Genomic DNA, 14,386 nt, shown 5'->3' with positions numbered 1-14,386 from the left:
CGGCTACTCCAAGAGCGCGGCGGCGACCACCAGTTCCTCGATCCCCCGAAGAATCGCCACCAGATCGTCCGGTGCCACCCGCCGGGTGTCAACGCGCAGGGTGATGTCGACCGTGTCCGGCACCGCGTTGATCAGAAAGAACACCGTGGCGTAGGGATCGTCGGAGTTCGTCCCCCACCGCAGCCGGCTTTTCGACAACGCCTCGGTGATGTCGTTCGCGCTCACCTGCGGCAGGACTTCCGCTGTCGCCATGCTCCGGCGCCGGTCGTTGAAGTAGGACTGCAGGTCCAGGGTGGCGCCGCGCTCCTCGCCCACCCGGGCGATCATGTCCCACAGGTCGCGCGGGTCGTAGTAGGCGTGCATGCCGGCGGTCAGCTGCGTCTTCCAGACGCGGGCGACGACCTCGTCGAAACTGACGTCGGCGGTGTCCACCACGCACAGAGCGCTCTGCGCCAGGCCGGCGACCGACTCCTTGAAGCCGGGCCGGAAGCGGTTGCTCACCAGCATCCGCACCACGGTCGTGGGGTCGCCGGAGACCCGCGCCAGCATGAGCACATACGCGGCGAGCAGGATCGTGCTGCTGTGCGCCTTGGTCCGCTCGGCGATCCGGCCGAGCGCCAGGTAGGCGGCGGGTGATTCGTAGCTCGCCTCCCAGTACCGCGGCGACGGTGGGTCCGGCACCGGCGGGAAGCGCTCCGGCGCGATCTCGCGCAGCTGCTTCTCCCAGTGCCGCAGCGACGCGTTGTGCTGCCGCCGCCCCGCACCCCCGCGCTGCTGGCGGGCCAGGTCGGCGGGCTGGACGCCGGCGACCGGGGCGAGGTGCTCGCCGGTGGCCCGGTCCAGGTTGGCCATATCGGCCACCAGCGCCTCGATGCCGTAGGCGTCGATCGCCATGTGGGAGTACAGCACGACGAACCACGCCGGGGTCCCGTCGCGGCACACGACCGCGGCGCGCACCGGCCAGTCCTCGGCGTTGTCGAACGGCGCGTCCTGCAGTGCGACGTCGAGGGCCGCGGCGACCTCGGCCGGGTCGTCCGCGCCCGCCTCGACGAGCTCGATGAAGAACTCACCGGAGTCCGACAGGACCTGCCGGGGCAGGCCGTCCTCGCCGAGCCGGTAGCGGGTCCGCAGCGACTGATGCCGGCCGATGAGGAACGCGAGCTCCATGACGATCTGCTCGATCGTCTGCCCGTCGAGCAACGGCATCGTGCCGCCGGCCCAGTCGACCCGGCCACCGCCGAGCTCCATGGATCTCCACGCGGCCCATTGGCCCCACGTCAATTCCTCGACACCCGATCCCGCACCCTTGAAGTGGACCGGGATGCGCTGCGCCGTTGCAGTCTCCGCCATGACCTCTCGCCTTGTGATCGTCGTGTCCGCGCAGGCGGAAGTGCCCGCGACTGTGGGACGGCCGGCGTCGCCTGCGCCGCGCCGGCCGCCCCGACAGGTTTAGAGTCGGGCGTTCCGGAGCTGAGCGTTGTTGCCCCGGAGCTGAGCGTTGCTACCACGCAGTCGAGCAGCCTTCATTTCGCACCTCCCTTGCCTGGTCACTGGAAAGTGCTCGAAAGGGACCGCCTGCACGTTGTCCGGTTCCCGACCTGTTCGGACCCGGACGACCTCGCGGGCCCACCCTGCAAGCACTGCGCCAAAGCCTATCGGCTGTCTTCTACCTGACGAAAGAGGCGAATATTGATCTCATCCAATCAATGCCTGAAGGTCCGAATTTTAACGATCGTTATGTCCGATTTCCGTGGAAGCGTCGGGGAAATGCGGAACGCATTGAAAACTTCCTAAGTCGTTAGGTGCGCGGTTGACACGATCCACACACCGGGTGATGCTTCTGGCGGTCATAGACTTCGGTCGTTCAGAATGACCGCAGGGACTTCTGCAGATTCGTCGTGAAGTCGACGGATGAGATGCGCCCTGCCATTCCATATCGCACTGTGATGTGCCAAACGATATGAGGAGGTGAGCATCATGCGCGTTGTCTCCAGCCGGGTCGTGTCCAGCCGGGTCGTCTCCAGCCGGGTCGTGTCCGGCGGCTGAAATCAGCCCTTGCATCGCACGTATGCACCACCGATTGAGTAGGGAGCCCGGGTCGGCACGGGCGGGGCGGCACCCGACGGGCATGGGTGTCATCCGCGTTCCGGCCCGGGCTCCCCACCGCATGCACGACCCACCGCTTGCACGACCACCGCATGCGTGACCACCGCACCGAGCAGCACCCTGGAGGCGCACCTTGTCCGGCGACGAGACGTATCCGGCCAGCGTCGGACAGCTGTCCGTCTGGCGCGACATCGAGAGGTTCCCGCCCGACCGGCTGTGGGAGGCCAACCTCTCCTTCGTCTGGGACCTGCCGGAAGGCACCTGGAGCGAGGAACAGATCTGGTCCGCGCTCGGCGCCGTGGCCATGCGGCACGCCTCGATGCGCACCACGTACGTCATCGACGACGAGGGCTTCCCCCGCCAGCGGATCGCCGCGGACACCGCCGAGGAGGTCCTCGCCCAGGTCCGGCAGGGCACCGCGGACGCCGCCGACCGCGAGGCGAAGGACGCCGCCGAGCTCCACCGCGGCATCGACGCGCTCACGGAGCTGCCGTGGCGGGCGTGGATTCTGCTCGACGAGGGCGTCCCCCGGCACGTGCTCGTCGTGCTCAACCACATGGCCGCCGACGGGGTCGCCGGTGTCGTGCTCCGCGAGGACTTCGAGACCATCCTCGGCGGCACCGACCTGCCGCCCGCGCCCGGCCCCCTCGAGCTCGCCCTCAACCAGCAGGGTGAGGGCAGCAGCCGGCTGCGCAACGCCGAACGGTACTGGCGGCGCACCTTCGGCGCGGCACCACGCCGGCACGAACCCGAGGACGTCAACACCCTCGGTGCCGTGCTGCAGACCGGCATCCCGATGCCCCTGGCGCACGAGGCGATGGGCAAGTACGACGTCACCCTGGCCAGCCTGCTGCTCGCCGCCTACTACCGCGGCATCCAGGCGGCCACCGGCGATCGTGAGGTGCTGCTGTTCCCGATGTCGGCCAACCGGTTCGACGAGCAGCACGCCCGCGTCGTGACCAGCCTCAACCAGTGGGCGCCGCTGCTGCTGGACCTGGAGCCGGACGAGCCGTTCGAGGCGATCCTGCCGAAGGTGCACTGGAAGGCGTTCAACGCGCTGAAGAACGGCGTCTGCTCCCCCGACGCGATCTGGCAGATCCGCGACGAGCACACCAAGCTCGACCCGCCGGTGGACCGGGGGTTCTACTACAACCCGATGCTCGCGCCGCCCGGCTTCCCGTCCGAGGACCGGCTCGAACCGCCGAAGATCGACTGGTTCGAGCACGGCCGCACCACCGGCCCCGGCTTCTACCTGATCGTGCGCGGCCTGACGTCGCTCAACCTGATGTTCCGGGTCAACCGGGGCGGCATCGACCGCGAGGCGCTGAGCACCATCATGACCACGATGCAGGCGTGCCTCGCCGAGACCATCGGCGGCGAGAAGTTCTGACCCGCACGGACGAGGGGGGGGGCCCCGCCCGGGGGGGGCCCCCCCGCGGGGGGCCCGGGGGGGGGGGCGGCGCGGCCGCGCGGGCCCGCCCCCCCCCGCCGCACAAACCCGAGAACAACAGCCCGCTGAGATGGGGGGGGGGGGGCGCCGGGGGGGCGGCCGGGGGCCCCCGCCCCCCCCCCACCCCCCGCGGCGACTATTCCACCCCCCCGCCCGCGCGGCGCCCCCCCCCCCGCCCCGCCCCCCCCCCCTCGCTGTCGCACCCTGGGTCAGTCGCGCAGCGAACGACCGGTCTTGGTGAGGAAGACGTCGTCGAGGGTCGGGCGGTGCAGCCCGATCGTCTCCAGCTTGATCCCGGCGCCCTCGAGCGTGCGCATGATCTGCGGGATCGCCGAGTCGCCGGCGTCGACGTTGAGCCGCACCTCGTTGTCCTCGCGGACCTCGACACCGCTGGCGAAGGGCTCCTTGCCCAGTAGCTCACCGGCGCGTTCGGCCTCGTCGGCCACGACCACGGTGACCACGTCGCCGGAGATCTCGCGCTTGAGGTCCGACGGGGTACCCTCGGCGACGATCTCGCCGTGGTCGATGATCGCGATCCGGTCGCACAGCGCGTCGGCCTCGTCGAGGTAGTGCGTGGTGATGAAGACCGTCATGCCCTCGGCGCGCAGCCGGCGGATCTCGTCCCACATGTGCGCGCGGCTCTGCGGGTCCAGGCCCGACGTGGGCTCGTCCAGGAACAGCACCTGCGGCTGGTGGATGATGCCCATCGCGATGTCGATGCGGCGGCGCTGGCCACCGGAGTACGTCTTGCACTTGCGGTCGGCGAACTCGGTCAGGTCGAACGCGGCAAGGGCCGCCTCCGCGCGCTGCTCCGCGTCGGCCTTGCCGATGCCGTACATGCGGGCCTGCAGGATCAGCTCCTCACGGCCGGTGACGTCGTCGGTGGTGCCCCCGCCCTGGGCCACGAAGCCGATGTTGCGCCGCACCACACCCGGCTCGGTGCGCAGGTTCGCCCCCGCGATGGTCGCCTCGCCGTCGTCGGGCGCGACCAGGGTCGCGAGCATCCGTAGCGTGGTGGTCTTGCCGGCGCCGTTGGGGCCGAGGAAGCCGAAGATCTCGCCCTGCGCGATGTCCAGGTCGATGCCCTTGACCGCCTCGACGCTGCTCGCCTTCTTGCCGCGGCCGGACTTGTAGACCTTCTTCAGCCCTTTGATCTTGATCATGAGTCTGCTCCCTTACCGGACCGAACGCGAGAATGTGCGGGCCGACCAGATCACGGCGACCACCATGAGTCCGCCGGCGATGGCGATGCTCTGCCAGATGGCCGGGTCGCTGGTGTGCCCGATGTACAGCGCACGCAGGCCCTTCGCGGCCCAGTTGAACGGGTTGAAGTCGGCCACGGTGCGCAGCCACAGCGGCGCGAGGGCGAGGGGCAGCAGGGTGCCGGACAGCAGCATCAGCGGCTGGGCGATGTTGTTGACGACCTGGCCGAGCACGTTCGGGTTGGCCACCCGGATCGCGATGCCGTAGGAGATCGACGCGGACGCCAGCCCGACGAGGGCCAGGATCGCGTAGCCGAGCAGCAGGCTGCCGATGTTGACGAACACGCCGAAGGGCAGCGCGAGGATCGTGATGATGATCGACTGGACGATGACCACGACGACGTCGCGCATCGAGCGGCCCAGCAGCAGCGCGACCCGGCTGACCGTGGTCACCCGGGACCGCTCGATGACGCCGTTGGCGAGGTCGCCGAGCAGGCCGAAGCCGACGTACAGGCCGCCGCCGAGCGCGAGCGCGACGAGCATGCCGGGCACGTAGATGCGGTACGCGTCGCTCATCGTCTCCGCGCCGACCGAGGAGAGGGCCGGCTTGAGCAGCGGCGCGAAGAGGATCAGGTAGACCGCCGGCTGGGCCACGCCGAGGACGACCCACAACGGCGACCGGAGCATCAGCAGCATGTGCCGTTGGAAGATCAACCAGGTGTCACGCAGGAGTTTCACGCGCTTGCTCGCTTTCAGACGTCGAACGTTGCAGTGGAGAGCCGGCAGTTGCCAGCTGGATCAGTGCCGTCGCGGCGGCATCGGCGCCGCCACCCGCGAGCAGTCGCTTGCCGGTCACCCGCGCCGCCTCGGCGTAGCGGGGGTCGTCGAGCAGGTCGAGCAGCGCGGCGCGCAGCGCTTCGGGCCGGCTGTGGTCGATCGAGAGCCGCAGCCCGGCGCCGGCCCGCGCCACCGCCGAGGCCATGAGCGCCTGATCGCCCTTGATCGGGGCGAACAGCAGCGGCACGCCGTGCACCAGGCACTCGTTGACGGTGTTGGCGCCGCCGTGACTGACCACCGCGTGCAGCCGCGGCAGCAGCTCCAGCACCGGCACCGGGCGGCGCACCAGCACGTGCTCCGGCTCGCCGGTCACGGTGCCCTGCGGCGCGACGACGACCGCCTGCAGCTGCTCGCCGAGCGGTTCGAGCGCGGCCAGGATCCGCGGGTAGAAGTGCGCGGCCTGGTCCATGTTGAGCGTGCCCATGGTGACCAGCACGTGCTTGCGGTCCGGGTCGAGCCAGTCGAACGGGAAGTCCGGATCGGGTGCGCGCTCGGCGATCGAGGGCCCGACGGTCACGGTGTTCGCCGGCAGCTGCGACGGGTCGTCCAGGAGGTCCTCACCGAGGAAACTGATCAGCAGGTCCGGGGAGAACCGCAGGTCCCACGGCGGTTCGCCAGGCCGGCCCGCGGTGCTCCACGCGGTGCGCAGCTGCTGCTGGATCCACGCCTCGACCTTCGGTAGCCCCCGGGCGAACGGCCTGGTCAGCTCCATCGCGCTGGACGCGACGGTGGCCCACGGCAGGCCGAAGCGGTGCGCCACGATCGGCCCCGCGATCGCGTGCTGGTCGACGACCAGCAGGTCGGGCCGGAACGCCTCGACCGCCGCCTCGACGCCTTTGCGGGTGTACTTGGTGTGCGGCAGGATGTAGCCCTCCCACCGCGAGCGGGTCGCGTCGAGGCCCCGTTCGGCCTGGCCGCGGTGGGCGCGCAGCGGGATCGGATGGATCACCGCGTCCGGCCCGGCGAGGGGGCGCAGGAACGACTCCGACCCTGCCCACAGCACCTCATGGCCGCGGGCGAGGAGCACGTCGGCCACCGCCACCATCGGGTTCACATGACCCGGCAACGGCAACGACAAGAACAAAAACCGGCTCATGCTGTCGCCTCCGCTGCGCTCCGGCGCCAGCATGAGCTCAACCTGAGCCCCTGATTCGCGGCTCCTCCGCTCCGCTCCGGACCGCTCATGTACCGGCTCCGGCAAGCTCGGCCAGATCCCCGACGGTGAGCTCGATGAGCTCGGGCAGCTCCAGGCCGGCGATATACGCGGCGAGGTCGACCCGCTGCCCGTACCGCTGCCGCATCGCCTCGCTCAGCGCGACCAGCTCGAGGCTGTCGACGAACAGGTCCGTGTCCACGCGAGTGGACGGCGTGACGGCGGCCGCCCAGGTCTCGTCCTCGCCGGTGACCTGGCGCAGCAGTTCCACGATCTCCTGGTGCGGCGCCGCGGCCACGATGATCAGTCCCCTGCCGCCGGCTTCGTGGCACGCACGGCGCCGTAGGTCACCGCTCCGGTTTCGAAGCCCTTGAGCATCAGCGGGCCCGCGTAGAAGAAGCCGAGCACGTCGACGCCCCGGTCGCGGGCCAGATCACGCATCATCGACCGACCGTTGTCCAGCCCCTTGACCTGGGCGAACCCGGGCTCCCAGGAGTTGGCGACGTTGGCGCTCCAGTCCACGATCGCGATGTCGGTGAACCCGGCCGCGGCGGCGAGCCGCTCGTGCTCCTCCAGGGAGGAGAAGCTCGGCATCACCTGGTGGCGCAGGATCTGGTCGACGACCCGGGTCTCCTCGGCGTTGAGCTCCCCGTCGCGGACCGACCAGGTGGCGATGGCGACGATGCCGCCGGGTTTGAGCACCCGCAGGACCTCGGCGAAGAACGCCTCCCGGTCCGCGATGTGCATGAGACTCTCCACGGCCCACACCGCGTCGAACGACGCGTCCGGGTAGCCGCCTTCGAAGAAGTCGGACTGGCGGAAGTTGGTCCGCTCGGCAAGACCCAGCTCCGCGGCCTTCTCGTTGGCGCGGGCGGCCTGCGCGGCGCTGAGGGTGACGCCCTCGACGGTGCAGCCGAGCGGCCCGGCCAGGTGCATCGCCGGCCCGCCGATGCCGCAGCCCACGTCCAGGACCCGGGCGCCGGCCGGGATACCGGCGAAGTCGACCAGCTCACGGACCAGGCGGTCGGTCGCGGCGTGCCGGTCGTCGTCGTTGCCGGGGCGCTCGCCGAGGTCCCAGAAGCCGTGGTGCACGTGCTGACCCCAGAGGTCCTCGTACAGGTCCAAGGTCGTGTCGTAATACCGCTCGACGGCGGCGTTCAGCCCGGGCCCGGCCGGTGCGGACGGGTATGCGGAACTGGCATTTGCTTTCACAGTCGCAAATCTCCGAATGGGATCACCAGCTTTGGGCGCGTTCCCGGATAGGGACGCACGGAGCCCGGCCATTGTATGGGCGGCGCGCCGACGGTTGTCAATGCACGCTACATGGCTTGCCACCGGCCCCGGCCTGCACTGTCGGAGATCGCGCAGGCCGACGCTCATCATGTCGCCATACATGGCGAAACGGTATATCGGCCCGAACGGACGTTCATCGGGGTCAATCGTGGCGGTTGCGCACCGTACAGCACGGCAATGGGCGTGAGGCGAGTGTTCTTGGGTTAGATACCGGTTGTATCCGGTGCGTCGCTTAGCAGTGCATATTGACCCATTTGGAAGTCATCTGATGTCCCCCGAACTGGTACTGACCTCGCAGTTTTGTAAAACGAAGCCGAGACCGGCCCGAATGCAGAACGTATCGATGCAAACGATTTTTAGCGGTCGTAGGCGTGGCAGAACGGACAAACAGCGGCACAGTCGGGTTGTGCACTCTTGTAAAACCGCTTTGATTGCGTAAGGTCTATGGCTAGTCGGGCTGACTAATTCCTGCGCATTGTGTCCGGGCGTGTTTCACGCCGGCCGCAGGGACCGCCCGACGTTCGCCAGTGTGTTCATTCGGGGGTTGCACACGCTGATCGCCGGCCAACGTGGGCCGACCGGTCGGCGGAGCAACCGTGCGCGCAGAAAGGGGTTCCGGGTGACCGACGCCGTTACCGACACCCATCGAACCCGAGGCATCGATCCGTCATGGGTCGACGAGGTGCTGCTGTCCGGCCCCGCGGACCAGGTCACCCTGGTCTTCGAGGCCCCCGTCACCCGTGCCGACCTGCGCCGCATGATCTCCGCCAAGCAGTCCGTGCTCGCCGCCGCGGGGCTCGGCCCCGGCGGATCCGTCGCGCTGTGCCTCGCCCCGTCGCTCACGTTCGTCACCAACCTGCTCGCCGCCTGGCGGCTCGGCGCCCGCGCCGCGCTGCTGGACCACCGCCTCACCCCCTACGAGATCGACAACGCCCTGCAGCGCCTGGCCCCGCAGGTCGTGGTCACCGCCAAGCACGTCACCGGCGGGCCGCTGCGCGGCTTCGTCGAGATCGAGGAGCGCGTCGCCACCTACCCGGGGCGGCCCGCCGACACCGACCACGCGCTCATCCAGCTCAGCTCCGGGTCGACCGGCCCGTCGAAGGTCATCGCCCGCACCGCGGCGAACCTCGTCGAGGAGGTCGAGCGCTACGTGAAGATCGGCGCCGGCGTACCGCAGGGCGGCGAGCGGATCGTCTCGCTCGCGTCGATGGTGCACGTGCTCGGTCTGGTCGGCGGCCTGCTCTACGGCCTGCACGCCGGCGCTCAGCTCGTGGTGCCGGCGCGGATGACCGCCGACGGCATCCTGTCCACGGTCGCCGCCGGCCCCGAGCCGACCACGCTGCTCGGCGTCCCCTTCCACATCGAGCTGCTCTCATCGGTGCAGCACCCGCCGAAACTTTCACAGCTGACCGGCATGACCACCGGCGGCGAACTCGTCCGCGCCGAGGTCTACGGGGGCTTCGTCGACCGCTACGGCATCCGGCTCGGCAACATGTACGGGATGACCGAGGTCGGGGTCATCGCCACCGACCTGTTCGGTGAACACCGCCCTTCCCTCACCCCCGCACCCGGCCTCACCGTCCGCGAGGAAGCCGGCGAGCTGCTCGTGTCGCTGCCCGCGTCGCCGTACCTCGGCCTCGTCGACCCGGCCCGCTGGGCCGACGGCTGGCTGCACACCAAGGACGCCGGCAGCGTCGATGCGACCACCGGCCGCGTGCGCATCCACGGCCGGCGCGACTCGCAGGTCTCCGTCGGCGGCCTGAAGGTCGACCTGACCGAGGTCGAGCACACCCTGGCCGCACTGCCCGGTGTCGCCAGCGCCGTCGTGACCTTCGACAAGGCCATCGAGGCGTACGTGATGCTGCGCGACGGCGCCACCGCGGCGCAGGTCCAGGAGCGCCTCGCCGAGCGGCTGGCCGGCTTCAAGCGGCCGCGCGTGCTGAAGGTCGTGGAACAGCTGCCGCGCACCGCCACCGGCAAGCTCGTCCGGGACCGCGCCGCGCTGCTGGCCGCCGCCCCGGCGGCCGCGACCCCAGTGACGATCCCTGGGCAGCGTGCGGGAGAAGACGTGACCGATGGCGCGACCGACCCGGTCGTGCCGGCACCCGTGAAGGAAGGGAACCACTCGCGATGAACGACACGACGAATCAGGAAATTCGCCAGTTCCTGCTGGACTCGTTGACCGAGATGAACTACAGCGTCGACGACGTCGACGACGACACCGCGCTCGGCCCGGCCGGCGCCGACCTCGAATCCCTGTCGCTCGCCGAGCTGGCGGTGCGCGTCGAGGACCGCTTCGGCGTGCGCTTCGACGACGACGAGGCGGAGAAGCTGGCCGGGATGACCGTGGGCGAGTTCATCGCCGCGGTCGCCGAGCGCCGGTCCGCCGCAGCCACGGCGGGCAGCTGAGCGTGGCCGCTGCACCAACCCGCGACGACGTCCTGGCCATGCTCGCCACGTACGGCGACCGCTCGCCCGCTGACATCGCCGAGGGGATCGACTCCCTGGAGCTTGCCTGGCTCGTCCACCAGCTCGAACAGCACTACGGTGTGCCGCTCGACCTCGATGACGACGCCCTCGCCCGGATGTCGACGGTGAGCGGGACGCTCGAGGTCCTACAGGAACTGAAGGTCGAGACGGGTTCACGATGACCACCCTCACCGCTCGGCGCGGTCCGGGGGAAGTCGTGCTGACCGGGGCGGCCGTGCTGAGCGCGTTCGGCCGGGGCATGACCGCCCTCGCCGACGGTCTGGACGCCGGTACGCCGGCGTTCCAGCCCGTGGACCGGTTCGACGTGACGGGACGGCGGGTCGGGGTGGCCGCGGCCATGCCCGGCTCCCCCGCGCTCACCGACGAGCTCGTGCGGATCGTTGACGAGGCCTGTGACGAGGCCAAGCTCAGCACCGCCCAGCGCGCCGGCGCGCCGCTGTTCCTCGCCCTGCACGGCGACCCGGCCCTGGCCCGCGTCGCCGAGGCCGACCGCCGCCAGCACAGCAGCACCGCGTTCACCGCGGCGCTGGCAACCAGCACCGGGCTGGCCGGGGACCTGCCGCTGGGCGCGGGGATCCGGGCGTACACCTCGGCGTGCGTCGCGGCGAGCACCGCGGTCGCGGACGCGGCGGCGGCGATCGCCCGCGGCGAACTCGACCGGGTCGTCGTGGCCGGTGGCTACCTCGTGGACGCTGATCAGTTCTCCCTCTTCGACGCGGGCCGTGCACTGTCCACTGACGGACAGGTCCGGCCGTTCAGCGACGGGCGGCGCGGCCTGCTGCTCGGCGACGGTGCCGGCGCCGTGGTCCTGGAGTCCGCGGCCGCGGCCCGGGACCGGGGCGCCCAGGTGCTCGCCCGGCTCGCCGGCTGGGGCCGCGCCGGCGACGCGTACCACCCGTGCCAGCCGCACCCTGAGGGGCACGGCCTCGCGCGGGCGATCACCGCCGCCCTGCAGCGGGCCGGGATCGGACCGGCGGAGCTCGGCTACGTCAACGCGCACGGCTCCGGCACCGCGCAGAGCGACGTCGCGGAGTGCGCGGCGCTGCACACCGCGCTCGGCGAGCACGCCGGCACCGTGCCGGTGTCCTCGACGAAGTCGTTGCACGGGCAGGCGCTGGAGGCGTCCGGGGTACTGGAGCTGATCGTCACCCTGCACGCCCTGCGCACCGGGCGGCTGCCGGTGAACGCCGGGTTCCTGGCCGCGGACGAGCGCTGCGCGCTGAACCTGGTCCTGGACGGCTTCACCGCGGCGACACCGTCCTACGCACTGACCCTGAACGCCGCGTTCGGCGGCGCCAACACCGCACTGCTGGTGGGATCAGCATGAGCGGGTTACTGATCGACCCGGCGGGGCAGGAGCAGGGGCTCGGCGCCGCGGAACTGTTCGTCTCCGACATACCTCCGCTGACCGCGCTCGCCATGCGGGCCGGCCTCGAGGTCCTCGCCGCCGGCAGCTGGCCGGAGCCGGGTGACGAGGAACTGCCGAAGCTGGCCGGCTTCGTGCACTCCTCGTTCAACCCGCTCGTCGCGGCCACCGCCGGCCGCTGCCTCCAGCGCCGCTTGGAGAGCGCTCCACCAGCGGTGACCGCGATCGTGCTCGTCACCTCCCTCGGCGACGTCGCCAGCGCGACGCACGTCGCCGAGGCCGTCGACGCCGGCGGCCGGGTCGGGCCGCTGTTCTTCTTCCAGTCGGTGCCCAACGCCGTCGCCGGCCACGTCGCCGCCCGCTGGCGGCTGACCGGCCCGGTCGTGTGCGTCGACAGCACCGACGCCGGGCTGACCGTGGCCCGGCTGCTGCTCGCCGACGGCGACGCCGACGAGGTGCTCGTCATCCTCCTCGAACAGGCCGCCGTGCCCGAGGCCATCACCGGAGCCGGCCACGAGACCGCCGCCGCGGTGCTCCTCGCTGAACGAGCCACCGAACGAGCTGCTGAACGAGCTGCTGAACGAACCGACGTTGAACGAACCGCTGAGAGCACCGCCGAAAGAGGGACATCATGAGCAGATCCATGGCTATCACGGGGATCGGGCTCGTCACCCCCGTCGGCAGGACCGGCGCCGAGGTCTTCGACGCGATGTGTGACGGGCGGTCCGGCCTCGTCCGGCCCGCCGCCGACCACCCCCTGTTCGGATCGACCGACGTGGCCGCATTCTCCCCGCCGATCGACCCGACGTCGGTCCTGCCGGCGCCGGAGACGCGGGTCGTCGACCGGTACATCATCATGGCGATGACCGCCGCCGAGCAGGCCCTGGCCGACGCCGGCATCGAGGTCGGCCGCGACGTCGACCCCTACCGCATCGCCATCATCCTGTCCGGCACCGGCGGCCTCGCGACCCTCGACGCGCAGGCGGTCCTGCGCTCGCAGAAGGGCCGCCTCGGCGTCAGCCCCTACCTGCTGCCCGGCATGCTGCCCAACATGGGCGCGGCCAGGGTCGCGATGCGCCACGGGATCCAGGGGTACAGCTCCTCCATCGGCACCGCGTGCGCCGCCGGCGCCCAGTCGATCGGCGAGGCCGTGCGGCTGCTGCGCGCCGGCGAGGCCGACATCGTCGTGGCCGGGTGCAGCGAGGCACCGCTGTTCCCGACACTGGCCGACACGTTCGGCAACGCCCGGGCGCTGGCCCGGGGCTGGGACGACCCGACCGCCGCGAGCCGCCCCTTCGACCGCCGCCGCAACGGGCTCGTCCTCGGTGAGGGCGCCGGGGTGTTCATCGTCGAACGCGCCGAGCACGCCGAGGCCCGCCGGGCGCGCCGCTACGCCGACATCGTCGGCTGGGGCGCCACCAACGACGCCCACCACCCGACCACCCCGCGCCCCGACGGGTCGGCCGCCGCCGCCTGCATGAGCCGGGCCATCGCCGACGCCGGAATCGAACCCGGCGACATCGGCTACGTCAACGCGCACGGCACCAGCACCAAGCTCGGCGACGTGGCCGAGACGACCGCGATCCGCGCGGTGTTCGGTGCCGACACCCCGCCGGTCAGCTCCACCAAGGGCGTGACCGGGCACATGCTCGGCGCCTCCGGGGTGGTGGAGGCCGCGGTGTCGGTCCACGCCATGCTCCGCGGGCTGCTCCCGCCGACGCACAACCTGGACGAGCCCGATCCCGCCTGCGACGTGGACCACCTCCTTAAACCCCGTCCCGCGGAGGTGACCCACGTGCTGTCCAACTCCTTCGGCTTCGGCGGCCACAACGTGAGCCTGGTCTTCGGCCGGCCGGAGTCCGCATGGACACGCACGGCGTGACGCCCGCTCGTCACAGCCTCCTGGGAACGAACGATCAGAACCCGAAAGGGAAGCAGGCCATGGAGATCCTCGACACCGACCACATCGAAATGTTCGTCGGCGACGCGCGCCAGGCGGCGCACCAGCTGTGCGCCACGTACGGCTTCCACGTCTACGGCCACGGCGGCCCGGAGACCGGCCTCACGGGTCAGCGCAGTGTGCTGCTGGGGCAGCGCGACATCCGGATCCTGCTCACCTCGGGCCTCAGCGGTGACCACCGCGCGAGCCGCTACGTCGCCCGGCACGGCGACGGCGTCGCCGTCATCGCCTTCGGCTGCACCGACGTCGAGGCGGCGTTCGCCGAGGCGGTCGCCGCCGGCGCCACCCCGATCCAGCCGCCGCAGCGCCTGGAGCACGGCGGTTCGACGGTCGTGACCGCGGAGGTGTCTGGCTTCGGCGACGTGACGCACCGCCTCGTGCAGCGCACCACCGGCGACGGGCAGTTCCTGCCGGGTGCGATCGACATGTCGGTCGCGCCCGAAGCGCCGACGGACGCGGACCTGCTGCACACCATCGACCACGCCGCGATCTGCCTGCAGGCCGGCGAGCTCGACCCGACGGTGCAGTA

General features: G+C 71.0%; 14 protein-coding genes. 8 read left to right on the top strand and 6 right to left on the bottom strand.

The genetic code is table 11. From position 1 onward, the window contains the following. Positions 1-3 precede the first annotated feature (3 nt). Positions 4-1,350, bottom strand: coding sequence for a condensation domain-containing protein (locus AB0K00_RS50575; protein ID WP_363537831.1), 1,347 nt, complete (start codon positions 1,348-1,350; stop codon positions 4-6). Positions 1,351-2,239: 889 nt separating this feature from the next. Between AB0K00_RS50575 and AB0K00_RS50570 the strand changes: the two genes are divergently transcribed. Next, on the top strand, positions 2,240-3,496 hold the full coding sequence (locus AB0K00_RS50570; protein ID WP_363537829.1) for a condensation domain-containing protein: 1,257 nt from the start codon (positions 2,240-2,242) through the stop codon (positions 3,494-3,496). A gap of 269 nt (positions 3,497-3,765) precedes the next feature. On the opposite strand, the gene AB0K00_RS50565 is transcribed toward AB0K00_RS50570, so the two are convergent. The 5 genes from AB0K00_RS50565 to AB0K00_RS50545 form a co-directional block, all read right to left on the bottom strand. Then, positions 3,766-4,719, bottom strand: a complete 954-nt coding sequence (locus tag AB0K00_RS50565; RefSeq protein WP_363537827.1) for an ATP-binding cassette domain-containing protein — start codon at positions 4,717-4,719, stop codon at positions 3,766-3,768. A gap of 12 nt (positions 4,720-4,731) precedes the next feature. After that, entirely contained in the window at positions 4,732-5,496 is a 765-nt protein-coding gene (locus AB0K00_RS50560; RefSeq protein ID WP_363537825.1) for an ABC transporter permease, read from the bottom strand. Then, a complete protein-coding gene (locus AB0K00_RS50555; protein WP_363537823.1) occupies positions 5,480-6,691 on the bottom strand; it encodes a glycosyltransferase in 1,212 nt (403 codons plus the stop codon). The genes AB0K00_RS50560 and AB0K00_RS50555 overlap by 17 nt, the downstream gene beginning before the upstream one ends. Positions 6,692-6,776: 85 nt before the next feature. After that, complete coding sequence (locus tag AB0K00_RS50550) at positions 6,777-7,046, bottom strand: phosphopantetheine-binding protein (RefSeq protein ID WP_363537821.1); 270 nt, start codon at positions 7,044-7,046, stop codon at positions 6,777-6,779. Between the two features lie 5 nt (positions 7,047-7,051). Beyond that, positions 7,052-7,960, bottom strand: coding sequence for a methyltransferase domain-containing protein (locus AB0K00_RS50545; RefSeq protein WP_363537819.1), 909 nt, complete (start codon positions 7,958-7,960; stop codon positions 7,052-7,054). A gap of 763 nt (positions 7,961-8,723) precedes the next feature. Between AB0K00_RS50545 and AB0K00_RS50540 the strand changes: the two genes are divergently transcribed. The 7 genes from AB0K00_RS50540 to AB0K00_RS50510 all read left to right on the top strand — a co-directional run. Further along, entirely contained in the window at positions 8,724-10,175 is a 1,452-nt protein-coding gene (locus AB0K00_RS50540; protein WP_363537892.1) for a class I adenylate-forming enzyme family protein, read from the top strand. Continuing rightward, a complete protein-coding gene (locus AB0K00_RS50535) occupies positions 10,172-10,450 on the top strand; it encodes an acyl carrier protein (protein ID WP_363537817.1) in 279 nt (92 codons plus the stop codon). The genes AB0K00_RS50540 and AB0K00_RS50535 overlap by 4 nt, the downstream gene beginning before the upstream one ends. A gap of 38 nt (positions 10,451-10,488) precedes the next feature. Further along, positions 10,489-10,692 carry a phosphopantetheine-binding protein gene (locus AB0K00_RS50530; RefSeq protein ID WP_363537890.1) on the top strand — a complete coding sequence of 68 codons (204 nt, stop codon included), beginning with the start codon at positions 10,489-10,491 and terminating at the stop codon, positions 10,690-10,692. Next, positions 10,689-11,858, top strand: coding sequence for a beta-ketoacyl synthase N-terminal-like domain-containing protein (locus tag AB0K00_RS50525; RefSeq protein WP_363537815.1), 1,170 nt, complete (start codon positions 10,689-10,691; stop codon positions 11,856-11,858). Before AB0K00_RS50530 ends, AB0K00_RS50525 begins: the two co-directional genes overlap by 4 nt. 92 nt (positions 11,859-11,950) lie before the next feature. Continuing rightward, on the top strand, positions 11,951-12,532 hold the full coding sequence (locus tag AB0K00_RS50520) for a beta-ketoacyl synthase chain length factor (RefSeq protein ID WP_363537888.1): 582 nt from the start codon (positions 11,951-11,953) through the stop codon (positions 12,530-12,532). Next, a complete protein-coding gene (locus tag AB0K00_RS50515; RefSeq protein WP_363537813.1) occupies positions 12,529-13,779 on the top strand; it encodes a beta-ketoacyl-[acyl-carrier-protein] synthase family protein in 1,251 nt (416 codons plus the stop codon). The genes AB0K00_RS50520 and AB0K00_RS50515 overlap by 4 nt, the downstream gene beginning before the upstream one ends. Before the next feature lie 59 nt (positions 13,780-13,838). Further along, positions 13,839-14,386, top strand: a 548-nt coding sequence (locus AB0K00_RS50510; protein WP_363537812.1) for a VOC family protein, incomplete at its 3' end; no start/stop codon positions are given.

Origin of the sequence: Dactylosporangium sp. NPDC049525 (genome assembly GCF_040676755.1) — a bacterium.
Taxonomy (GTDB): Bacteria; Actinomycetota; Actinomycetes; order Mycobacteriales; family Micromonosporaceae; genus Dactylosporangium.
Note: the sequence above shows the minus strand (reverse complement) of the source record. Positions and strands in the feature narration are given on the sequence as shown.

Coding starts and splice junctions, on each gene's coding strand:
- AB0K00_RS50525 (WP_363537815.1), top strand. CDS start 10,689: ATGACCACCCTCACCGCTCGGCGCGGTCCGGGGGAAGTCGTGCTGACC.
- AB0K00_RS50520 (WP_363537888.1), top strand. CDS start 11,951: ATGCGGGCCGGCCTCGAGGTCCTCGCCGCCGGCAGCTGGCCGGAGCCG.
- AB0K00_RS50575 (WP_363537831.1), bottom strand. CDS start 1,350: ATGGCGGAGACTGCAACGGCGCAGCGCATCCCGGTCCACTTCAAGGGT.
- AB0K00_RS50565 (WP_363537827.1), bottom strand. CDS start 4,719: ATGATCAAGATCAAAGGGCTGAAGAAGGTCTACAAGTCCGGCCGCGGC.
- AB0K00_RS50515 (WP_363537813.1), top strand. CDS start 12,529: ATGAGCAGATCCATGGCTATCACGGGGATCGGGCTCGTCACCCCCGTC.
- AB0K00_RS50555 (WP_363537823.1), bottom strand. CDS start 6,691: ATGAGCCGGTTTTTGTTCTTGTCGTTGCCGTTGCCGGGTCATGTGAAC.
- AB0K00_RS50530 (WP_363537890.1), top strand. CDS start 10,489: ATGCTCGCCACGTACGGCGACCGCTCGCCCGCTGACATCGCCGAGGGG.
- AB0K00_RS50535 (WP_363537817.1), top strand. CDS start 10,172: ATGAACGACACGACGAATCAGGAAATTCGCCAGTTCCTGCTGGACTCG.